The sequence below is a fragment of the Mesorhizobium sp. NZP2298 genome (assembly GCF_013170825.1).
GTDB lineage: Bacteria > Pseudomonadota > Alphaproteobacteria > Rhizobiales > Rhizobiaceae > Mesorhizobium.
In genome coordinates this window covers 161,379-182,114 of the sequence record NZ_CP033365.1, presented here as the reverse complement: position 1 = coordinate 182,114, position 20,736 = coordinate 161,379, and the positions used below count along the sequence as shown (strand labels likewise).

Annotated in this window: 17 protein-coding genes; 10 read left to right on the top strand and 7 right to left on the bottom strand. The window is 63.7% G+C overall.

Annotated features, from left to right (window positions below; all coding sequences use genetic code 11):
• The first annotated feature begins 17 nt into the window (after nucleotides 1-17).
• From EB231_RS00850 to EB231_RS00840, 3 genes are all read left to right on the top strand, one after another.
• Nucleotides 18-614 carry a TetR/AcrR family transcriptional regulator gene (locus EB231_RS00850; RefSeq protein WP_172347180.1) on the top strand — a complete coding sequence of 199 codons (597 nt, stop codon included), beginning with the start codon at nucleotides 18-20 and terminating at the stop codon, nucleotides 612-614.
• A complete protein-coding gene (locus tag EB231_RS00845; protein WP_172347179.1) occupies nucleotides 611-1,522 on the top strand; it encodes a haloalkane dehalogenase in 912 nt (303 codons plus the stop codon). The genes EB231_RS00850 and EB231_RS00845 overlap by 4 nt, the downstream gene beginning before the upstream one ends.
• A gap of 99 nt (nucleotides 1,523-1,621) precedes the next feature.
• Nucleotides 1,622-3,214, top strand: a complete 1,593-nt coding sequence (locus EB231_RS00840) for a peptide chain release factor 3 (protein ID WP_172347178.1) — start codon at nucleotides 1,622-1,624, stop codon at nucleotides 3,212-3,214.
• 182 nt (nucleotides 3,215-3,396) lie between these two features.
• Here the strand turns inward: EB231_RS00840 and EB231_RS00835 are convergent, their stop codons facing one another.
• Complete coding sequence (locus EB231_RS00835; protein ID WP_140769881.1) at nucleotides 3,397-3,864, bottom strand: VOC family protein; 468 nt, start codon at nucleotides 3,862-3,864, stop codon at nucleotides 3,397-3,399.
• 265 nt (nucleotides 3,865-4,129) lie between these two features.
• Between EB231_RS00835 and ilvD the strand changes: the two genes are divergently transcribed.
• Entirely contained in the window at nucleotides 4,130-5,974 is a 1,845-nt protein-coding gene (ilvD, locus tag EB231_RS00830) for a dihydroxy-acid dehydratase (protein ID WP_172347177.1), read from the top strand.
• Between the two features lie 125 nt (nucleotides 5,975-6,099).
• Here ilvD and EB231_RS00825 read toward each other — a convergent pair whose 3' ends face one another.
• Nucleotides 6,100-7,854, bottom strand: coding sequence for an ABC transporter ATP-binding protein (locus EB231_RS00825; RefSeq protein ID WP_172352770.1), 1,755 nt, complete (start codon nucleotides 7,852-7,854; stop codon nucleotides 6,100-6,102).
• 205 nt (nucleotides 7,855-8,059) lie between these two features.
• Between EB231_RS00825 and EB231_RS00820 the strand changes: the two genes are divergently transcribed.
• A complete protein-coding gene (locus EB231_RS00820) occupies nucleotides 8,060-9,340 on the top strand; it encodes an amidohydrolase family protein (RefSeq protein WP_172347176.1) in 1,281 nt (426 codons plus the stop codon).
• A gap of 108 nt (nucleotides 9,341-9,448) precedes the next feature.
• The gene (locus tag EB231_RS00815) at nucleotides 9,449-10,372 is read left to right on the top strand and encodes a DMT family transporter (RefSeq protein WP_172347175.1); all 924 of its coding nucleotides are present in this window, start codon (nucleotides 9,449-9,451) and stop codon (nucleotides 10,370-10,372) included.
• An 18-nt stretch (nucleotides 10,373-10,390) separates the two neighbouring features.
• On the opposite strand, the gene EB231_RS00810 is transcribed toward EB231_RS00815, so the two are convergent.
• Nucleotides 10,391-11,293 carry a phosphotransferase family protein gene (locus tag EB231_RS00810; RefSeq protein WP_172347174.1) on the bottom strand — a complete coding sequence of 301 codons (903 nt, stop codon included), beginning with the start codon at nucleotides 11,291-11,293 and terminating at the stop codon, nucleotides 10,391-10,393.
• 105 nt (nucleotides 11,294-11,398) lie between these two features.
• On the opposite strand from EB231_RS00810, the gene EB231_RS00805 reads away from it, so the two are divergent.
• Complete coding sequence (locus EB231_RS00805) at nucleotides 11,399-12,031, top strand: class I SAM-dependent DNA methyltransferase (protein WP_172352769.1); 633 nt, start codon at nucleotides 11,399-11,401, stop codon at nucleotides 12,029-12,031.
• A gap of 94 nt (nucleotides 12,032-12,125) precedes the next feature.
• On the opposite strand, the gene EB231_RS00800 is transcribed toward EB231_RS00805, so the two are convergent.
• Both EB231_RS00800 and EB231_RS00795 read right to left on the bottom strand, forming a co-directional pair.
• Nucleotides 12,126-14,567: a GcvT family protein gene (locus EB231_RS00800; RefSeq protein ID WP_172347173.1), complete on the bottom strand. Its 2,442-nt coding sequence runs from the start codon at nucleotides 14,565-14,567 to the stop codon at nucleotides 12,126-12,128.
• Nucleotides 14,564-15,451, bottom strand: a complete 888-nt coding sequence (locus EB231_RS00795) for a phosphotransferase family protein (protein ID WP_172347172.1) — start codon at nucleotides 15,449-15,451, stop codon at nucleotides 14,564-14,566. The genes EB231_RS00800 and EB231_RS00795 overlap by 4 nt, the downstream gene beginning before the upstream one ends.
• A gap of 412 nt (nucleotides 15,452-15,863) precedes the next feature.
• On the opposite strand from EB231_RS00795, the gene EB231_RS00790 reads away from it, so the two are divergent.
• Nucleotides 15,864-16,640: a DeoR/GlpR family DNA-binding transcription regulator gene (locus EB231_RS00790; protein WP_172347171.1), complete on the top strand. Its 777-nt coding sequence runs from the start codon at nucleotides 15,864-15,866 to the stop codon at nucleotides 16,638-16,640.
• On the opposite strand, the gene EB231_RS00785 is transcribed toward EB231_RS00790, so the two are convergent.
• Entirely contained in the window at nucleotides 16,637-17,536 is a 900-nt protein-coding gene (locus EB231_RS00785; RefSeq protein WP_172347170.1) for an NAD(P)/FAD-dependent oxidoreductase, read from the bottom strand. The genes EB231_RS00790 and EB231_RS00785 overlap by 4 nt on opposite strands.
• On the bottom strand, nucleotides 17,526-17,975 hold the full coding sequence (locus tag EB231_RS00780; protein WP_172347169.1) for an RrF2 family transcriptional regulator: 450 nt from the start codon (nucleotides 17,973-17,975) through the stop codon (nucleotides 17,526-17,528). The genes EB231_RS00785 and EB231_RS00780 overlap by 11 nt, the downstream gene beginning before the upstream one ends.
• Nucleotides 17,976-18,250: 275 nt before the next feature.
• Here EB231_RS00780 and EB231_RS00775 point away from each other — a divergent pair, with 275 nt between their 5' ends.
• Nucleotides 18,251-19,162 carry a LysR substrate-binding domain-containing protein gene (locus EB231_RS00775; RefSeq protein WP_056569659.1) on the top strand — a complete coding sequence of 304 codons (912 nt, stop codon included), beginning with the start codon at nucleotides 18,251-18,253 and terminating at the stop codon, nucleotides 19,160-19,162.
• A 215-nt stretch (nucleotides 19,163-19,377) separates the two neighbouring features.
• The gene (locus tag EB231_RS00770) at nucleotides 19,378-20,532 is read left to right on the top strand and encodes an ABC transporter substrate-binding protein (RefSeq protein WP_172347168.1); all 1,155 of its coding nucleotides are present in this window, start codon (nucleotides 19,378-19,380) and stop codon (nucleotides 20,530-20,532) included.
• The last annotated feature ends 204 nt before the right edge of the window (nucleotides 20,533-20,736 follow it).

Genomic DNA, 20,736 nt, shown 5'->3' with positions numbered 1-20,736 from the left:
GTACGTATTATACGACCATGGCTAGACAATCACTCCGCGAAAAACTCCTCGATGCCGGTTTCAAGACCCTCTGGAACTCGGGCTATGCCGCCGCCGGCGTGCGCGACATCGTGGCCGCCGCCGATGCGCGGCCGGGCTCTTTCACCAACCATTTCGCCTCCAAGGAGGCGTTCGCCGGCGAGGTACTGGACCGCTATTTCGCCTATGTCAGCGGGCTGGTTGAAGCAGCGCTGGCGCAAGACGGCACGCCGCCGATCGGCAGGCTGCGCCGCTACCTCGACGTCATCACCTCGAAGCTCGAGGCGCATGACTGGGCGCGTGGCTGCATGATCGGCAATCTCAGCCTGGAGACCGCGGTGCACAGCGAGCCGCTGCGTTTGCAACTCGTCGCTATCTTCGAGCGCTGGCGCCAGCCTTTCGCCGCCTGTATCGCCGAAGGCCAGGCGACCGGGGACATCCCTAAAACCTTCGAGGCCGACGACCTCGCCGACTTCCTGCTGTCATCCTGGCAGGGCGCCATGCTGCGCATGAAGGTCGAACGCAGCCCCGCGCCGCTCGAACGGTTCAAGGAAATCATCTTCAGCACTGTTTTCGCCAGGGAGACACCCCAATGAACTCGAAAGCCGACAACGCCTTGCGGCGTTCTCAGATTGCCGTACTCGATTCGACCATGTCCTATGTCGAGGCCGGAACGTCCGGTCAAACCGTGCTGTTCCTGCACGGCAACCCGACCTCGTCCCATATCTGGCGCAACATCATCCCGCATGTCGCGCCGTTTGGCCGCTGCATCGCGCCGGACCTGATCGGCTACGGCCAGTCCGGCAAACCCGATGTCGACTATCGTTTCTTCGACCATGTCCGCTATCTCGACGCCTTCCTCGATGCGCTCGACATCAAGGAAATGGTGCTGGTCGCGCAGGATTGGGGCACGGCGCTGGCCTTCCATCTCGCGGCGCGGCGGCCGCAGCGCATTCTCGGTCTCGCCTTCATGGAATTCATCCGGCCCTTCGAGCGCTGGGAGGATTTTCACCAGCGCCCGCAGGCCCGCGAAATGTTCAAGGCGCTGCGCACGCCCGGTGTCGGCGAAAAGCTGGTCCTGGAAGACAATGTCTTTGTCGAAAAGGTGCTGCCGGCCTCGGTGCTGCGAACGATGAGCGAGGAAGAGATGGCTGCCTACCGGGCGCCTTTCCCGACACCGCAATCGCGCAAGCCGGTTCTGCGCCTGCCCCGTGAATTGCCCATCGAAGGCCAGCCCGCCGACGTTGCAGCCATCAGCGAGCATGATCATCGCGCGCTGCGGCTGTCCACCTATCCGAAACTGCTGTTCGCCGGCGATCCCGGCGCGTTGATCGGGCCGGAGGCGGCACGTGAATTCGCGGCCGGGCTGAAAAACTGTCGGTTCATCAATCTCGGACCCGGCGCGCACTATCTGCAGGAGGACCACGCTGACGCGATAGGCGGCGCCATTGCCGGCTGGCTTCCGCAGGTCCTCCAGGTGAGCCATATGAGCGAACTGGCCTGAGCGGCCAATGGCATCCGGCGGCGTCAGCGCCGCCGGACCGGTCGACAGCCCGGCACTGCGCTGCTAGAAGCCCGGCCTGTCACACGGAAATCCCAGAGAATGCCCGAAACAATACCAGAGGAAGTGGCGCGCCGCCGCACCTTCGCGATCATCGCCCACCCCGACGCCGGCAAGACGACGCTCACCGAAAAGCTGCTGCTGTTCGGCGGCGCCATCCAGCTTGCCGGCGAGGTCAAGGCCAAGAAGGACCGCATCCAGACCCGGTCCGACTGGATGAAGATAGAGCGCGAGCGCGGCATTTCGGTCGTCACCTCGGTGATGACGTTCGAATATGAGGACAATGTCTTCAACCTCTTGGACACGCCCGGCCACGAGGATTTCGCCGACGACACCTATCGCACGCTGTCGGCGGTCGACTCGGCCGTCATGGTCATCGACGCCGCCAAGGGCATCGAGCCGCGCACGCTGAAACTGTTCGAGGTCTGCCGGCTGCGCGACATCCCGATCATCACTTTCGTCAACAAGATGGACCGCGAAAGTCGCGATCCGTTCGAAATCCTGGACGAGATCGAGCAGAAGCTGGCGCTGGACACTGCCCCCATCACCTGGCCGATCGGCCGCGGCAAGACGTTCTCCGGCACCTATCACCTGGCGCTGAACGCGGTGCGCAAGGGCGACGACGAGAAGGAACGCACGCCGGTCAATGGTCCCGATTCCAACCGCGTCGCCGGCCTGCTGCCGGAAAACGAGCGCGAGGCCTTCATCGAGGAGCTGGAGCTCGCGCGAGAAGCCTGCCGGCCGCTCGACATCGACGCTTTTCGCGAAGGCCACCTGACGCCGGTCTATTTCGGCTCGGCGCTGCGCAATTATGGCGTGCGCGACCTGATCGAGGCGCTCGGCGCCTTCGGCCCGCCGCCGCGCGCGCAGGAGGCCGACACCCGCAAGGTCGAGGCGACCGAGGACAAGATGACCTCCTTCGTCTTCAAGATCCAGGCCAATATGGACCCCAATCACCGCGACCGCATCGCTTTCGTCCGAGTCTGCTCGGGCAAGCTAGAGCGCGGCATGAAGGCCAAGCTGGTGCGCACGGGAAAGCCGATGTCCCTGTCCGCGCCGCAATTCTTCTTTGCCCGCACTCGCGTCACGGCGGACGAAGCCTTTGCCGGCGACGTCGTCGGCATCCCCAATCACGGCACGCTGCGCATTGGCGATACGCTGACCGAGGGCGAGGAGATACTGTTCCGCGGCGTGCCGAATTTCGCACCGGAGATCCTGCGCCGCGTCCGCCTCGGCGACGCGATGAAGGCGAAGAAACTCAAGGAAGCGCTGCACCAGATGGCCGAGGAAGGCGTCGTGCAGCTGTTCTCGCCCGAGGACGGCTCACCCGCCATCGTCGGCGTTGTCGGCGCGTTGCAGCTCGACGTGTTGAAGGAGCGGCTGAATTTCGAATACACGCTGCCCGTCGAATTCGAGATGTCGCGCTTTTCCGTCTGCCGCTGGATATCGGCCGACGACAAGGCGGAAGTCTTGCGCTTCATCGAGGCGCATCGCGGTGACATCGCCCGCGACCTCGACAACGATCCGGTGTTCCTCGCCCAGCACGCCTTCTCGCTGAACTACGAAGCGGAGCGCTGGAAGGCAATCCGCTTCGCCACGATCAAGGACTACCAGGTCCGCGACAGGGCGGCGTGAGCTGCGGTTTCTTCCTTCTCCCCTTGTGGGAGAAGGTGGATCGGCGCGATAGCGCCGAGACGGATGAGGGGTGCTCCAGGGAACGCAAACGCCTCACTCCGCTGGAACACCCCTCATCCGTCTTGCCGCTTCGCGGCAATCCACCTTCCCCCACAAGGGGGGAAGGGAAGATCGCGCAGTGCTCACCCCTTCGCCGCCGCTTCGATCTTGGCGATGTCGATCTTGCCCATCTGCATCATCGCCGACATCACCCGGCCGGCCTTGGCCCTGTCCGGATCGAGAAGCAGCCTCGGCAATTGCTCCGGCACGACCTGCCAGGAGACGCCGAACTTGTCTTTCAGCCAGCTGCAGACACCGGGCTCGCCACCTTCCGTGAGCTTTTCCCAGAAATAATCCACCTCTTCCTGCGTCTTGCAGTCGATCGACTGTGACATCGCCTCGTTGAACTTGAAGTTCGGGCCGCCATTGAGGGCCTGGAACGGCACGCCGTCGAGCTCGAACGTGGTCATCAGCACTTTCCCCTCACTGGCGTGTCCCTTGGGCCAGCGCAGAACGCTCAGCACCTTCGAATTCTTGAAGATGGAGACATAGTGGTTCATCGCCTCTTCGGCCTGGCCGTCGAACCACAGGCAGGTGGTGATCTTTTGCATGTCGCGCTCCTCGCTTGCTCTTGCTGCTACAGTGAAACGGCTGACCCCGGGAATAGTGCCATTTCCGTGCCGTCTGCCCAAGGACGGCCGTGCGCTGCGCAATCCGACAGCGGCATGCGATTTTTCGTGGGTTCTCGTTTTTCGGCGGAATCTGGCGCATCGCAAAAATGTGGCCAGACCAAGCTGTGGCGTCTATAACGCCTGCGATCGAAATTCAGCTCCGCCGCGCCATGCTTTGGCCGCGGCCAGCCACCAAGGAAAAAACATGCCTGCCTATCGCTCCCGCACCACCACCCATGGCCGCAACATGGCCGGCGCCCGCGGCCTGTGGCGCGCCACCGGCATGAAGGACTCGGATTTCGGCAAGCCGATCATCGCGGTGGTCAATTCCTTCACCCAATTCGTGCCGGGCCATGTCCATCTGAAGGACCTCGGCCAACTGGTCGCGCGCGAGATCGAGAAGGCCGGCGGCGTCGCCAAGGAGTTCAACACCATCGCCGTCGATGATGGCATCGCCATGGGCCATGACGGCATGCTCTATTCGCTGCCGTCGCGCGAATTGATCGCCGATTCCGTCGAATACATGGTCAACGCCCACTGCGCCGACGCCATGGTCTGCATCTCCAATTGCGACAAGATCACCCCCGGCATGCTGATGGCCTCGCTGCGCCTCAACATCCCGACCGTGTTCGTCTCCGGCGGACCGATGGAAGCCGGCAAGGTGGTGCTGGCTGGCAAGACGCAGGCGCTCGACCTGGTCGACGCCATGGTCGCGGCCGCCGACGACAAGATCTCCGACGAGGACGTCAAGGTCATCGAGCGCTCGGCCTGCCCGACCTGCGGTTCCTGCTCGGGCATGTTCACCGCCAATTCGATGAATTGCCTGACCGAGGCGCTCGGCCTGTCGCTGCCGGGCAACGGCTCGACGCTGGCGACGCATGCCGACCGCAAGCGCCTGTTCGTCGAGGCCGGCCATCTCGTCGTCGATCTCGCCCAGCGCTATTACGAACAGGACGACGAGACGGCACTGCCACGCAGCATCGCCTCGAAGGGCGCCTTCGAGAACGCCATGACGCTCGACATCGCCATGGGCGGTTCGACCAACACGGTGCTGCACATCCTGGCCGCCGCGCATGAGGGCGAGGTCGACTTCACCATGGAGGATATCGACCGGCTGTCGCGGCGGGTTCCTGTGCTCTGCAAGGTGGCCCCGGCAAAGTCCGACGTGCATATGGAAGACGTCCACCGCGCCGGCGGCATCATGGCGATCCTTGGCCAGCTCGACGAAGCAGGGCTGATCAACCGCGACCTGCCGACGGTGCATACATCAAGCCTCGGCGAGGCGCTCGATCATTGGGATATTTCGCGCACCTCCAGCCAGAATGTCCGCGACTTCTTCCTCGCCGCGCCCGGCGGCGTGCCGACGCAGGTCGCCTTCAGCCAGGACCGGCGCTGGGACGATCTCGACACCAACCGTGAGACGGGTGTCATCCGTTCCGCAAAGACGCCGTTTTCGAAGGATGGCGGTCTTGCCGTGCTGAAAGGCAATCTGGCGCTCGACGGTTGCATCGTGAAAACGGCGGGCGTCGACGAGTCGATCCTGAAATTCACCGGCCCGGCGCGGGTGTTCGAAAGCCAGGACGCTTCGGTCAAGGCAATCTTGTCCAACGAGATCAAGGCTGGCGATGTCGTCGTCATTCGCTATGAGGGACCGCGTGGCGGCCCCGGCATGCAGGAAATGCTCTATCCGACCAGCTATCTGAAGTCGAAAGGCCTGGGCAAGGCCTGCGCGCTGGTCACTGACGGCCGCTTCTCCGGCGGCACGTCGGGCCTGTCGATCGGTCATGCATCGCCGGAAGCCGCCGAAGGCGGCGCGATCGGTCTTGTCCAGGAGGGCGACACGATCGAGATCGACATCCCCAACCGCACCATCCGCCTCGCCGTCAGCGATGCCGAGCTTGAGGCACGCCGGGCGGCGATGGAAGCCAAGGGTGCCCTGGCCTGGAAGCCGGAGGAAAAGCGCAAGCGCAAGGTGACGACCGCGCTGCGCGCCTACGCCGCCTTCGCCACCAGCGCCGACAAGGGCGCGGTGCGGCACGTGCCGGAGTAGAGTTAGCCTGCGCCTTTCGACCTCCCCTTGTGGGGAGGTCGAACCGAAGGTCCGGCTGAGCGGTGCGGCGCCGACCCCGCTGCTGCGCAGCGACCCTCCCACATGGGGAGGTAAGGAAACGGCGTTCACGGCATCAGCTGATACTCATACAGCTTCTGGTAAAGCCCGCCCTGGTTGAGCAGCGCCTTGTGAGAGCCGCTCTCCACCACCTTGCCGCCCTCCAGCACCACGATCGTGTCGGCCTGGTGCACGGTCGACAGGCGGTGGGCGATGACGATCGTGGTGCGACCTTCGGTCAGCTGCTGCAGCGCGTCGCGGAACAGCGCTTCGGATTCGGCGTCGAGCGCGCTGGTCGCCTCGTCGAGCAGCAGGATTTCGGCATTGCGCAGCATGGCGCGCGCGATCGAGATGCGCTGGCGCTGGCCGCCCGACAAGAGGCCGCCATTCTCGCCGACATCCGTCTCATAGCCTTTCGCCTGCGCCATGATGAAGTCATGCGCGTTGGCGGCCTTGGCGGCGGCAATCACCTCCTGGTCGGTCGCGCCCTCGCGACCAAGCCGGATGTTGTGCATGATCGTGCCGGCGAACAGGAACGTCTCCTGGCTGACATAGGCGATCTTTTCCCTGAGCGAGGCGAGCGTCGCATGGGAAATGTCCTGGCCGTCGAGCAGCACCTTGCCGCTCTTCGGGTCATACATGCGCATGATCAGGTTGAGGATCGTCGACTTGCCGCCGCCGGAAGGCCCGACCAGCGCCGTCATCTTGCCGGGCGCAAGGGTCAAGTCGAAGTCTTCGAGCACCGGCGGACCGTTCTGATAGGCGAAGTTGACGGCGTCGAACCGGATCTCGCCTGGTCCGGCCCGAAGCGGCCGCGCGCCCGGTTTCTCGGCCAGGGTCAGCGGCTCGTCGGCGAGTTGGAACATCATGCGCACGCCGACAATGCCGCTTTCCAACGAGATGCGCACGCGCGCAAGCCGCTTTGCCGGCTCATAAGCAAGCAGCAGCGCTGCGATGAAGGCCATGATGTTGCCAGGCATCTGGCCGCCCTGCAGGACCAGGAAGCCGCTGACCATGACGGCGCCGGCGATCGCCAGCCCTGCCAGCGTCTCCATCACCGGGCTGGTCACCGCTTCCAGCGCGGCGATGTTGTTGGCCCGATCCTCGACGTCCGCCACCGCCTTGTACATGCGCTTGCGCATCAAGCTTTCGAGGTTGAAGGATTTGACCACGCGCACGCCGATCGCGGTTTCCTGCATCACCTGAATGATCTGGCCGACCGAGCGGAACTCCATGGCGGCGAACTTGCGCACACGCTTCAGGATGCGATTGACGCCGTAGATGGCCAGCGGACCAACGACGAAGCAGATCAGCGACAGCATCGGTTGCTGCCAGACCATGACGCCAATCAAGGCGAGCAGGGTCACCAGATCGCGGACATAGGAAGTAACGATCAGGTCGAGCACGTTGCGTGCCGCCTGGGCATTGTTGGTCATGCGGGTGATCAGGTCGGATGACGAGGTCGAATGGTAGAATTCGATGCCTTGCGCCAGGATGCGGTCGTAGATCTTGCGCTGCCGGTCGGCAATGATGGCATTGCCGACCCGGCTCATGAAGTAGGCCTGGACGAAATTGGCGAGGCCCTTGAGGATGAAAATCCCGGCGACCGCGCCGGCAATCATGTTGACACGGTCGACCCGCTTGTCGATCACGAATTCATTGGTGATTTCGCGCAGGATCCAGGCGCTGGCAGCCGTCATGCCGGCCACTACCAGCATCGACAGGATGGCGGCGCCGTATCCGAACTTATGCTGCCCGAAGGACTCTTTTACCAACCGCCCGATAAGGCGCTGGTTCTCCACCGAGCGTTCGTCGCGTTTCAGGAACGGCAAGTTCAGGTTCACACGGGACTTCCATGGTTTGCGACTGTGGCCTTGAGTCCGAAGCCGATCGCCGCGTGGACGAAAGGCGGCTTATAGAGGGAGTTGTCGCTGGAGGAAACCTTTCGCGGTCGGCGAAAGAAACGGCTGCGGCAAGCTGTCTTTTGCGCCACCATGGCTGGGTGATTCTGGAATGGGATGACGACAGATGGATTTCGACCTTATCGTTCGTGGCGGCACGCTGCCGGATGGCAGGATTGCCGACATCGGCATCAGCGGCGAGACGATCGCGGCGATCGACCCTAAACTGCAGGGTTCCGCCCGGACCGAGGTCGATGCAAGCGGTAATCTGGTCTCGCCGCCCTTTGTCGATCCGCATTTCCATATGGATGCAACGCTGTCCTATGGCATTCCGCGCATCAACGCCTCGGGCACGCTGCTCGAAGGCATTGCGTTATGGGGTGAACTGAAGCCGCTTTTGACGCATGAGGCGGTGCGCGACCGGGCGCTTGCCTATTGCGACTGGGCGGTGTCGATGGGCCTGCTCGCCATCCGCACCCATGTCGATGTCTGCGATGACCGTTTGCTGGCGGTCGAGGCCCTGCTCGACGTCAAGAAAACGATCGCGCCCTATATCGACCTGCAACTGGTCGCCTTCCCGCAGGACGGCTTCTACCGCTCGCCGAAGGCGCGCGAAAACACCATTCGTGCGCTGGACATGGGCGTCGATATCGTCGGCGGCATCCCGCATTTCGAGCGTAGCATGGCCGATGGCACGCGTTCGGTGACCGAGCTTTGCGAGATCGCGGCAAAACGCGGCCTGATGGTCGACCTGCATTGCGACGAGACCGACGACCCGCTGTCTCGCCACATCGAGCAGCTGGCCTATGAAACGCAGCGCCTGGGCCTGCAGGGCAGGGTGGCAGGCTCGCATCTCACCTCGATGCATTCGATGGACAACTACTATGTCTCGAAACTTCTGCCGCTGATCGCCGAGGCCGGCGTTTCCGCCATCCCCAACCCGCTGATCAACATCATGCTGCAAGGCCGTCACGACACCTTCCCCAAGCGCCGTGGCCTGACCCGGGTCAAGGAAATGCAGGCGCTGGGCATCCGCGTCGGCTGGGGCCAGGATTGCGTGCTCGATCCCTGGTATTCGCTGGGCACCGCCGACATGCTCGATGTCGCCTTCATGGGGCTGCACGTCGCCCAGATGTCGAGCCCGGCCGACATGGCGCGCTGCTTCGACATGGTCACCAACGTCAACGCCGCCATCATGGGGTTGGATCATCTGGGCCTGGCGGTCGGCAAGCGCGCCAGTCTTGTCATTCTCGACGCCGGCAATCCGATCGAGGCCCTGCGCCTGCGCGCCGAGCGCATTTGCGTCATCGCCAAGGGCAAGGTTGTGGCGGAACGGACAAGGCAGGATACCAGGCTTTCCCTGCCTGGCAGGCCGGCGCGGGTGAACCGCAGGCACAGAACTACCTAGATACAGCCGATTCCCCATGCTGGTCTTACCGATTTCCTGATTTCGCCTCGTCAAAGCAGCGGCTTCGGTCTACGACGCGGCCTACGCGAGGGAGGAATCGGGATCGGCATGACGCAGCCCGTGGCGCAGAATTCCACAATCAGGAACGTTCTTCTGGCCGGCATTCTGCTGATGCTGGCCGGCGATTTCATGTTTGCGCTGAACGATGCGATGGGCAAATGGCTGGTCGCGAGCTTCTCTGTCGGTCAGGTGGTGCTGATCCGCTCTGTCGGCGCCTTCATCGTGCTCGGTCCGATGATCGCCAACCAGGGCGCCGCAAAGCTTTTCCGCTTGGAGCGGCCCATCCTCCAACTCCTGCGCGTGGTGGCGACCACGGCCGATACCGGGCTGTTCTATGCCGCGGTCGTCTATCTGCCGCTCGCCGATGTGATGAGCTTCTACATGGCCGGACCGATCTACGTCGCGGCGTTGTCGCACCTGCTGCTGGGCGAAAAGGTCGGCTGGCGGCGCTGGCTGGCGATCCTGGTCGGCTTCTGCGGCGTGCTGATCATCCTGAAGCCGTCCTCGGAGGCGTTTTCGCTATCCTCGGCCTTCGCCCTCGTCGGCAGCATCGCCTTTGCCTTCGCCATCATCCTTAACCGGCGTTTGCGTGGCACCAGCGATACCAACCTTGTGACATGGCAGACGATCGGCACGTTGCTGGTCGGCGGCGCGCTGACCATCGGCGCGTGGCGGATACCCTCCGCGCTCGATTTCGGCGCCATGCTCCTGCTTGGCATCGTCTCCTGTGCCGCCCATCTGATGATAACCAGGGCATTGAAGCTGGCGCCGGCCTCGACGCTGGCACCGCTGCACTACACGCTGCTGCTATGGGCCGTGGTGTTTGGGTTGGTGTTCTTCGGTGACGTTCCCGGCCCGCGCATCCTGATCGGCTCCGGCATCGTCGTCCTGGCCGGCATCTTCATTTTCCACCGCCAAAAGGTGGTCGACACCACGGTGCCGCCTGAAAACGTGCCGAAGGGCGTGAATTGACGCCTGTCGCCCAAAGGGCTAACCCCGGCGTATTGCCGCCAGATGCCGCGAAAACTCCGGCGTCTCCATCAACGCCTTGCAGCGCGCGAAGCGGCCGTCGGCATAGGCGCGGAAATCGTCGACGGGATTGTCGTTGGCAAGCTGTATCAGCCCCCACAGCGTCCACAGCAGGTCGCACATCGCCTTGTAGATGACGATACGGCCGCGCTCCGCCGGCTTTGCTTCGCCGCCAAAATAGGCGCGCATCATCTCCTCGTCCTGCGCAGCGTCGAACTTGCCTTCGACACTGAGGTCGCCGAGATCCCAGAGAGGGTCGTTCATCCCCGAATATTCCCAGTCGACGATCCACATCCGCTCGCCCGTATCGAGGAAGTTTTCGCACAGCGGATCGCAATGGCAGGCGACGAGCGGCAAGGGATGGGTGGCCAGCGCCGAGCGCACGCTCCCGGCCTCGCGCACCACGCCATGGTAGCCGGCGGGCAGGGCGACGTCCTTGGTCGACAGGACCTTGAGATAGTCGTCGATCATCGCGAACAGTTCGAAGCGGAAAGGAAACGCCGCACCGGACGCGTGCAGCTTGCGGAACGCTTCGCCGGCGCGGGCGGGGCTGCCCGGCCGTTCCCTGAATTTCTCCGGTGACATCGTCTGTGCACCGGCGATGAAGCGCGTCACCATCACGCCGGTGCCGGCGTCGGCATGCAGCACTTCAGGGCTGACGCCCGCCTTTGCCGCTTCACGCGCGGCCACCGCTTCGTTGGCGCGGTTGATGTATTCCTCGGTGCCCTTGCCCGGAATGCGCAGGCAGAAGTCGCCGGCCTTGAAGACCAGATTGGTGAGGCCGCCAAGCCGGTCCAGCGGTCCGGCATAGCCGGCCAGCACCGGAATGGTGGCAAGTTCTGCCCGCGCCTCGTCTGTCCTCATGCCTGCGCCCCCACGCGATTATTTCTCATCGCAACGGTTCCACAATTTTCGCCGTTTGGCTATCATCAGATCGTGGTGAGCAAGAGAGCGGCTGGCGGAACGGCGATGGTGGACGGCAAACATCATGGGGCGCTCGGCGCCGCCTATGCGGCGAAGCGGCCGGAGGAAGTCGCCGCCCTCTATGACCGTTGGTCGCAGACGTATGACGCCGACATGTCAGCCGCCGGTTATCGCCATCCGACGATCTGCCTTGCCTTGCTCGCCCGCCATCTGCCGCGTGGCTTGGCGCCGCTGCTCGATGCCGGCGCGGGCACCGGGCTCATCGGTGAATGGTTGAACATTGCGGGCTATCCCGAAGTCGAGGCGCTGGACATCTCGCAAGGCATGCTGGATCAGGCCGCCCGCAAGGGCGTCTATTCCGCACTGCATTGCCTGGCGATGGGCGGGCCATTGCCCTTTGCCGACGATGCCTATGCCGGGATCATCTCGGCCGGCGTCTTCACCTCGGGCCATGTCGGCGTCGAAGGGCTGGACGACCTGATCCGCATCTGCCGTCCCGGCGGGGTGATCGTGCTGACGGTCAAGAACACGCTGTGGGATCAGGGTTTTGCAGCACGGATCGCCGAACTCGAGGCGCAAGGCATCGTCACCCGCGCCGAGGAGACGCGGCCTTACGTCTCCATGCCGGGCGAGGCCGACACCGTGCCCAGCCGAGGCCTCGTCCTGCGGGTAAACTGAAGTAATTACAGGAAGAGTGTGTCGCTGTTTTCTCTTGGGGATTGCGTCAACACAAAGAGGCGGTTCGGCGTTTCGGCGAAACGATGAACCGTATCTAGGCCTTTACCCTCTCCGCTGTTGGATCGTACATCGGCTCGAGATGGATCTTGGCTGGCGTCCGCTCCATCGCGACCACCAGTTCATAATCGCCCGAGGCGAGGAAATCGTCGCTCACCCCGTCGCCATTGCGCACATAGCCATAGCCGATATTCCTGCCGATCGTGTAGCCATAGCCGCCGCTGGTCAGGTAACCGACAGGCTCGCCATCGCGCAGGATGGTCTCCCGGCCGAGCAGCACGATCTGCGGATTGTCGACCGTGAAGCCGGCAAAGCGCTTCTTCAAAGGCACGCCATCGAGTTTCTCGAGCGCGCGCCGTCCGACGAAATCGGTGTTCTTGCGCAGCTTGACCGCCCAGCCGAGCCCGGCTTCCTGCGGCGTGTCGTTGGGCGTGATGTCGGAGCCCCAGGCGCGGTAGCCCTTTTCCAGGCGCAGCGATTCCAGCGCCCGGTAGCCGACCGGGCGGATGCGGTGCTTCTCGCCCGCCGCCGTCAATGCGTCGAAGACGTCACCGGTGGCCGCGATCGGCACATGCAATTCCCAGCCGAGTTCGCCGACATAGGTGACGCGCAGCGCCCGCACCGTGTGGCCGGCAATGGCGATCTCGCGCACATGACCGAACGGGAATGCCGCGTTCGACACATCGGCCTCGGTCACCGCGGAAAGCACATCGCGGGCGCGCGGTCCCATCAGCGACAGCGTGCCGAATTCCTCGGTGACATCGGTCAGCCTGCAATCGAGGCCCTCGCCGATATGGTCACGGATCCAGGAGGCATCATGCGTGCGGAAACCGGTGCCGGTGACGATGTAGAATTTCTCTTCGGCCAGCCGCGCCACGGTCAGGTCGGCCTCTATGCCGCCCCGCGTGTTGAGAAGTTGCGTGTAGGTCAGCCGGCCGACCGGCTTGCTGACATCGTTGGCGCAGATCCAGTCCAGCGCCTTGGCCGCATCGGGGCCGCTCAATTCATATTTGGCGAAAGACGACTGGTCGAAGATGCCGACATGCTCGCGCACATGCCGGTGCTCGTCGCCGACCGCCGAAAACCAGTTCTGCCGGCCCATCGAATAGATGTCCTGCGGCTCGACGCCTTCGGGTGCGAACCAGTTCGGCCGCTCCCAGCCGAGCTTGGAGCCAAACACCGCGCGCCGTTGCTTCAGCCTGTCGTAAAGCGGCGAGACGATGCGCGGCCGGCCTGAGGCATACTCTTCGTGCGGAAAGCCGATCGTATAGTGCTTGCCATAGGCTTCCAGCGTGCGTTCGCACACCCATTGCCGGTCGCTGTGCAGGTTGGAAAAGCGCCTGATGTCGACCACCCACAGGTCGAGCGGCGCCTCGCCGTCGACCACCCACTGCGCAAGCACCCAGCCGGCGCCGCCGCCCGAGGCGATGCCGAAGGCGTTGAAGCCGGCGCCGACGAACATGTTGGCGCATTCGGGCGCTGTGCCGAGAATGAAATTGCCGTCCGGCGTAAAGCTTTCCGGTCCGTTGATCATCTGCTTGACGCCGACGCTTTCCAGCGCCGGCACCCGCGCGATCGCCTGCGTCATGTGCTGTTCGAAATGGTCGTAATCGTCATCGAACAGCCGAAATTCCCAGTCGTTGGGCACATCACCTGTCGTCCATGCCTGCGGGTTGGGCTCATAGCCGCCCATCACCAGCCCGCCGACCTCCTCCTTGAAATAGGTGCGCCGGTCGGGGTCGCGCAGCGTCGGCGCGTCGGTCGCCAGTCCATCGATCTTCTCGGTGATGATGTATTGGTGCTTCACCGGCTGCAGCGGCACATTGATGCCGGCCATGGCGCCCACCTGCCGCGCCCATTGGCCGGCGCAGTTCACCACCTTGTCGCAGGCGATGTCGCCTTGATTGGTCTTAACGGCCGCGATGCGGCCGCCCTTCATCTCGAAGCCGGTGACGCGGACCTCCTCGAACAGCTTCGCGCCATGCATGCGCGCGCCCCTGGCCAGCGACTGCGTGATGTCGGAAGGGCTCGCCTGGCCGTCGGTCGGCAGCCAGGAGGCGCCGACGAGATCTCCGGTTTCCATCAGCGGCCACATCGCCTTGACCTCGGCCGGCGACAAAAGATGCATGTCCATGCCGAAGCTCTTCGCCGTCGTCGCCAGCCTTTTGTATTCGGTCCAGCGGTCCGCATTGGTGGCAAGCCGCAGGCAGCCGGTCATCTTCCAGCCAGTAGCAAGACCGGTCTCGGCCTCCAGCCCCTTGTAGAGGTCGACCGAATATTTGAGCACCCGGGTGATCGATGCCGACGAGCGTAGTTGCCCGACCAGACCGGCCGCGTGCCAGGTCGAGCCCGAGGTCAGCTTGCCCTGTTCCAGCAGCACGACGTCGGCCTTGTGGTCGCGCGCCAGATGATAGGCCGTCGAGCAGCCGATGATGCCGCCGCCGATGACGACGACCGCGGCCTGGCTGGGCAAGGTCATGATTTCAGGATCCCGTATTTTGTCCGGTAGTTGTCCAGCGCCGCGTCGAGCCGCATCAGGTTTTCCTCGGTGTAGGCGACGTAGTCGATGCCGGGCGCGTCGAGATAGAGTTCCGACACCATGCTCCACATCGCCTCGCGCAACAGCGAGGCGCATTGCATGGCGGCGTGCGAGCGGCGGATCGCCTCGTCTGGTTCCTTCATGAAATAGGCGGTCAGGAAGGCGAAGGATTCCTCGTCGCTCATGCCCGCATTCGAAGCGACGCCGGCAAGGTCGAACATCGCCGTGTTGAAGCCGGCATATTCGAAATCGATCAGCCACAGCCTGCTGCCGTCGTCGAGAATGTTGGCCGGCAAAAGGTCGTTGTGGCCGAAGACGATCGGCAGCAATTTCTGCGCCCGCTCCAATTCGTCTGCCAGCGTCAGCAGCCGTGGCAAGTCACCGCGCTTGCGGCTGCCGCCTTCCTCAAGCGTGCGCGCATAGTCGCGGATGACGTGGAAGACCCAGAACATGAAGCCGGCGCCGGAAATATGATTGGGCATCTCCCGGTGGAAGCCGCGCATCAAGGTGGCGACGCGGCCGAGATTGGTGCGCACGTCCTCGGCAAGATAGGTCTTGGCGCCAAGGAACGCCGTCACCATGATGCCCGGTTCGGCGTAATGGACCGCCGGTGCGAAACCGGCGGCATGGGCCGCCCGCGCGGTCATCACCTCGCGTTCGCGGAAGACATGGTGGAACGGGTAGTCCTGACCGAAGCGCACGACATGCCGTCCGGCACCGTCGCTGACCACATAATTGGCGTTGCTCAGGCCGCCGGGCAGCGGGGCGATCTCGATGGCGCCGGTCCAGCAGGGCAGGGCGCGGATGCGGTCTTCGGCAGTCACGGGGTCATCCCTGGGTTGCTGGGCTTGGACAGGGCGCCATGGACAGCGCAGCGACGGCGGGGAGAAACGCAAATAATCTCGTCGGTGCGGGACGCCAGGATCGGTATCCCGCACCGCACCGACGAGCCCCTTGGCCAGGTTTTTGATCCCGGCATCCGCCCCCGCGGATCTGAAAATTCCTTGCGTCAGGCACGTTCAAGACTGCCTGGCCAGTGAGTTGCGGCTCTGCCATCGCGCTCCCGTCGCAACTCCGAAACCCCTGTCGATGGCTGGATTTCACGCCAAGGTTGCCCGGTTGTCAACAAAAAGATGTGACTTTTTTTGGGTGTTTTGCCCGAAACCAGGAGTCAGTCCCTTTAAAAGCGCTTGAATTGCCTTAAAATCGGTCAAAAGCTGAGCCCGGGAAACCCCAATGGTCCATTCCAAACGCCACGGCGAGATCCTTCGGCTGCTGCAGGAAGAGGGAACCGTCACCATCGCCAGCCTGGCCGACCGGCTGGGTGTTTCGCTCGAAACCGTGCGCCGCGACGTCAAGCCGCTCACCGCTGATGGGTCGGTGCTGAAGATGCATGGTGCCATCGGCCTGCCGTCGATGATCGGCGAAGCGCCGTTCGAGCGACGCATGCGCGAGAATGCCGATGCCAAGCGCGTCATTGCCCGCATGGTCGCCGCCACCATCCGCGATGGCGAGTCCATCATGCTCGATACCGGCACCACGACCTCGTTCCTGGCGCGGGAACTGCTCGGCCACCGGCGGCTGACGGTCGTCACCAATTCGTCTGATATCGCCCGCACGCTGGCCACCATCAACGGCAACAAAGTCTATATGGCCGGCGGCGAATTGCGCAGCGATTCGGGGGCCGCGTTCGGGATTTCGGCCATCGAGTTCGTCAGCCGTTTCTCCGTCAGCCATGCCATCATCTCCACCGGTGCCGTCGATTCCGTGACGGGTGTCATGGACTACGATCTGGAAGAGGCCGAATTCGCCCGCATGGTGCTGTCACGCGGCCAGCGCTCGCTCGTCGTCACCGACCACACGAAGTTCGGCCGCCAGGGCCTTGTCCAGGTCTGCGGCTTCGACGGCTTTTCCGAACTCGCCACCGACCGCGCGCCGCCGCACGATGTGGCCGCCGCGCTGGCGCAGGCGGGCGCGCGGCTCAGCATCGCCGGCGGCGAAGTCGCTTTTTAGCCGAACACCAGGGATTGGTGGGCGCACACGCCAGCGAAAGTCCCGCCCGATACGGCAAAGGCGATGTTGTGCATCGCGCGCGCCGCGTCGCCGGCAGCGTAGACGCCAGGGACTGTCGTCTGCTGCCGGTCATCGACAGTAATCACCGGGCCGAGGAAGCCGTCGGTGAAGCCGCAACCAAGCTGCTCGGCCAGCGGGCTCGCCATCATGTTGCGCGGTGCGGTGAACATCGCCCTGACACCAACCTGTCGGCCGCTGTCGAGGTGGACGATCAGGCCGCCGGAGCCGTCCACCCTGAGTTCGCTGACTATCGCGGGTTCGAACCTGATGGTCTTGCCCTCCATGGCGAGCATCTGCTCGGTGTCGGGCTCTATCTGGCCGTTGCCGAACAGCGTGACGTCGCCCCAGTCGGCGATCAACTGCGCCTGATGCATGGACATGGGGCCGGTTGCGAGCACGCCAAGCGGCCCGCCGGAAACCTCAAAGCCGTGGCAATAGGGGCAGTGCAGCACGGTCTTGCCCCATTGCCCGGCAAGCCCGGGAACCTCCGGCAGGATGTCGCGCACGCCGGTGGCCAGAACCAGTCGCGCGGCGCCGAATGTCTCGCCGCCATCGGTGGTGATCTCGAAATTGCTGCTGCTGTTGGCCACGGCCTTGTCGGCACGCGCCTGGACAAACCTGGCCGTCGGATAGGCAAGCAGTTGCCGCCTTGCATCGTCGAGTATGGCGCCGGGGGTACGCCCGTCCTGACCGAAAAAGCCATGCGAATGCGCGGCAAAGCGGTTGCGCGGCTGGCCGGCGTCGATCACCAGGACGTTGCGCCGGGCCCGCGCCGCCTGGATCGCGGCGGACAAGCCGGCAAAGCTGCCGCCGACGACGGCAAGGTCATATTGCATGGCTGGAGACTCCAATGAGGTCATAACGGCGGCGGAAATCGGCGGTCAGGTCGGCCAGCGTGATGCGGCTGAGCTTCTCCGCCAGCAGCTTCTCCGCCGCGACGCGAAAATCGTCGAGCACGGCGATCACCGCTTGCTCGACGAGACAGCCGGGGCTTTCCGGCTCGGTGCTGAACGGCAGCAGCGTCTCGCCAAGCGCGGCGCTGATCTCGGCCAGCGAGATGGTCCCGGGCGTTCGCCCGAGCAGCCAGCCGCCGCCATGCCCGCGCGATGAGGTGACGATGCCGGCATCGCGCAAGCCGGCGATGGTGCGACGCACCACCACCGGATTGGTGTGGATGAAGGTGGCAAGCTGCTCGGAGGTCAGCGCCTGTTCGGGCTTCTCGGCCATGTGGACGAGAATGTGCAGGGTTGAGGACAGTCGGCTGTTGCGTTTCATGTAACTTAGTTAGTTACGATTGATGGCGATGTCAAATCCGCCGCGTTAGCGCCCTCCCGCAATGTTTATGCGATCCAATCATTGCAAACAGCGCCGGTCGGCACGAACCTCCCTTGCCGACATCAAGGTGTCGGGTTCGAATGTGCACAGGTTCGGGTTCGGCGCTGAGACAGCAAGTGCCGTATTCTCAATCGGAATTCCACCGGAAGAACCTCGACGCGGAGAACGCCCGCCACCGGCTTTCCTTCCTTCCCGCGCCGGTGTTTAGTCCGGCCATGGCCTTCACCATCCGCCAGTTGCAGTTCTTCATCGCCGTCGCCGAGCAAGGCACGGTGTCGGGCGCGGCGCAGAACCTTTCCATCTCGCAATCCTCGGTCACCGAAGCGATCAAGGAACTCGAAAGCGATCTCGGCGTCGAACTGTTCGAGCGCCATCCGCGTGGCCTCAACATCACCCACAAGGGCCATCAGTTCCTGCGTCATGCGACCAAGATCCTCGCCGACGTGTCCGATGCGCGCCGCTCATTCTCCGGCGAGCAGGCTGTGGCGGGCGGGCGGCTGCAGCTCGGCGTCACCTCGCTGGTCGCCGGCTATGTGCTGTCGGATCTGCTCGCCCGCTATCGACGCGCCTATCCGGGCGTCGAGGTCTCGGCCATCGAGGACAATGGCGACTACCTCGAACATCTGCTGATCGGAGGCAAACTAGACATCGCCGTCATGGTCACTTCCAATTTGCGCGACCGCACGGCGCTGCAGTCCGAAATCCTCGAGGTCTCGGCCTACCGCCTGTGGCTGCCGCTCGGCCATCCGCTCGCCGGCGCCGACATCATCGGCATTGGCGACATCGCCGGCGAACCGCTGATCATGCTCACCGTCGACGAGATCGAGGAGAACACCGGCAAGCTGCTGACGGCGATCGGCGCCAAGCCGCATGTCGCCTTCCGCACCCGCTCGGTCGAGGCAGTGCGCAGTCTGGTTGCAACCGGGGCCGGCGTGGCGCTGCTGCCCGATCTTGTCTACCGGCCATGGTCGCTGGAAGGCGACCGTATCGAATCGCGCGATATTTCAGGCTCCTTGCCGGTGGTCCAGGTCGGCATGGTCTGGCGGCGCGGCTCCGGCCTGCCGCAGGCGGCACGGGACTTCGTCGGCCTTGCCCAGTCGCAGCGCACGGTCCGCCAACGCCCCTGATTGCAGGGTGTCAATCTATCGGAAAAACCGATATCGACTTTCTGATAAATGAATTTGCGAAACCGGAATTTTCCAAGCACCTTCCATTCCACGGACCAAGCCGCCACCAGAGCGACATCAAGTCCACAGGACGAACCGACAGTTTTTCAGTCCGCGCGTGATCTGGCGAAAACCGGAGCGGTTTCGGGATCGGGCGCCAAAATGGGAGATCGATGATGAATTCATTTCTGAAGTCATGCACTGCGCTGACGGTCGCGCTGACCTTCTCGGGTCAGGCCATCGCCCAGGTCAAGGAGCTCGGCAAGGGCGAAGGCCAGGTCAACATCGTTGCCTGGCCTGGCTATATCGAGCGCGGCGAGACCGACAAGGGCTATGACTGGGTCATCGCTTTCGAGAAGGAGAGCGGCTGCAAGGTCAACGTCAAGACCGCCAACACCTCCGACGAGATGGTCTCGCTGATGAACGAAGGCGGCTTCGACCTCGTCACGGCTTCAGGCGATGCCTCGCTGCGCCTGGTCGCCGGCAAGCGCGTGCAACCGATCAACACCGATCTGATCCCGAGCTGGAAGACGGTCGACGATCGCCTCAAGGACGCGCCCTGGTTCACCGTCGACAAGGTGCACTACGGCGTTCCCTACCAGTGGGGCCCCAACATCCTGATGTACAACACCGAGGTGTTCAAGGAAGCGCCGAAGAGCTGGAACGTCGTCTTCGAGGAGATGAAGCTGCCGGACGGCAAGTCCAACAAGGGTCGCGTCCAGGCCTATGACGGACCGATCCACATCGCGGACGCCGCCAACTATCTGATGTTCCACAAGCCGGAGCTCGGCATCAAGGACCCCTACGAGCTCAATGAAGACCAGTACAAGGCCGCCCTCGACCTGCTGCGCGTCCAGCGCACGCTGGTCGGCCGCTACTGGCATGATGCCGCCATTCAGGTCGACGATTTCCAGAATGAAGGCGTCGTGGCATCCGGTTCGTGGCCGTATCAGGTCAACACGCTGGTCGCCGCCAAGAAGCCGGTCGCCTCGACCGTGCCGGAAGAAGGCGTCACCGGCTGGGCCGACACCACCATGATGGAAGCCGACGCGGCTCATCCGAACTGCGCCTATATGTGGCTTGAGCATTCGCTGTCGCCGAAGGTGCAGGGCGATGTTTCGGCCTGGTTCGGTTCGCTGCCGGTCGTCCCTGCCGCCTGTAAGGGCAATGAATTGCTCGGCGAGGAAGGCTGCAAGACCAACGGCTACGACAATTTCGACAAGATCAAGTTCTGGAAGACGCCGGTCTCGAAATGCGTCACCCAGAACGACCAGTGCGTGCCTTACTACCGCTGGGTGTCGGACTATATCGGCGTCATCGGCGGACGGTGATTTCGCTTACCCTCCCCCTTGTGGGGAGGGTCGACGCGCAGCGTCGGGGTGGGGCAGCGCGGGCGTTTGTGCCAGATCACCCCCACCCGCGGCTTCGCCGCGACCTCCCCCATCGAGGGGGGAGGTGAAGTGGCGCGCGAATTTGCCATCCAAGCCATGATTTGCGGGCGAAGATGATTCAATAGAACAAAACCGGCAACAGAC

Bases quoted from the DNA above. Each gene is read 5' to 3' on its own strand.
- EB231_RS00815 (WP_172347175.1), top strand. From the start codon at position 9,449: ATGACGCAGCCCGTGGCGCAGAATTCCACAATCAGGAACGTTCTTCTG.
- EB231_RS00835 (WP_140769881.1), bottom strand. From the start codon at position 3,864: ATGCAAAAGATCACCACCTGCCTGTGGTTCGACGGCCAGGCCGAAGAG.
- EB231_RS00785 (WP_172347170.1), bottom strand. From the start codon at position 17,536: ATGCAATATGACCTTGCCGTCGTCGGCGGCAGCTTTGCCGGCTTGTCC.
- EB231_RS00770 (WP_172347168.1), top strand. From the start codon at position 19,378: ATGAATTCATTTCTGAAGTCATGCACTGCGCTGACGGTCGCGCTGACC.
- EB231_RS00840 (WP_172347178.1), top strand. From the start codon at position 1,622: ATGCCCGAAACAATACCAGAGGAAGTGGCGCGCCGCCGCACCTTCGCG.
- EB231_RS00850 (WP_172347180.1), top strand. From the start codon at position 18: ATGGCTAGACAATCACTCCGCGAAAAACTCCTCGATGCCGGTTTCAAG.
- EB231_RS00790 (WP_172347171.1), top strand. From the start codon at position 15,864: ATGGTCCATTCCAAACGCCACGGCGAGATCCTTCGGCTGCTGCAGGAA.
- EB231_RS00845 (WP_172347179.1), top strand. From the start codon at position 611: ATGAACTCGAAAGCCGACAACGCCTTGCGGCGTTCTCAGATTGCCGTA.
- EB231_RS00780 (WP_172347169.1), bottom strand. From the start codon at position 17,975: ATGAAACGCAACAGCCGACTGTCCTCAACCCTGCACATTCTCGTCCAC.
- EB231_RS00810 (WP_172347174.1), bottom strand. From the start codon at position 11,293: ATGAGGACAGACGAGGCGCGGGCAGAACTTGCCACCATTCCGGTGCTG.
- EB231_RS00800 (WP_172347173.1), bottom strand. From the start codon at position 14,567: ATGACCTTGCCCAGCCAGGCCGCGGTCGTCGTCATCGGCGGCGGCATC.
- EB231_RS00805 (WP_172352769.1), top strand. From the start codon at position 11,399: ATGGTGGACGGCAAACATCATGGGGCGCTCGGCGCCGCCTATGCGGCG.
- ilvD (WP_172347177.1), top strand. From the start codon at position 4,130: ATGCCTGCCTATCGCTCCCGCACCACCACCCATGGCCGCAACATGGCC.
- EB231_RS00820 (WP_172347176.1), top strand. From the start codon at position 8,060: ATGGATTTCGACCTTATCGTTCGTGGCGGCACGCTGCCGGATGGCAGG.
- EB231_RS00775 (WP_056569659.1), top strand. From the start codon at position 18,251: ATGGCCTTCACCATCCGCCAGTTGCAGTTCTTCATCGCCGTCGCCGAG.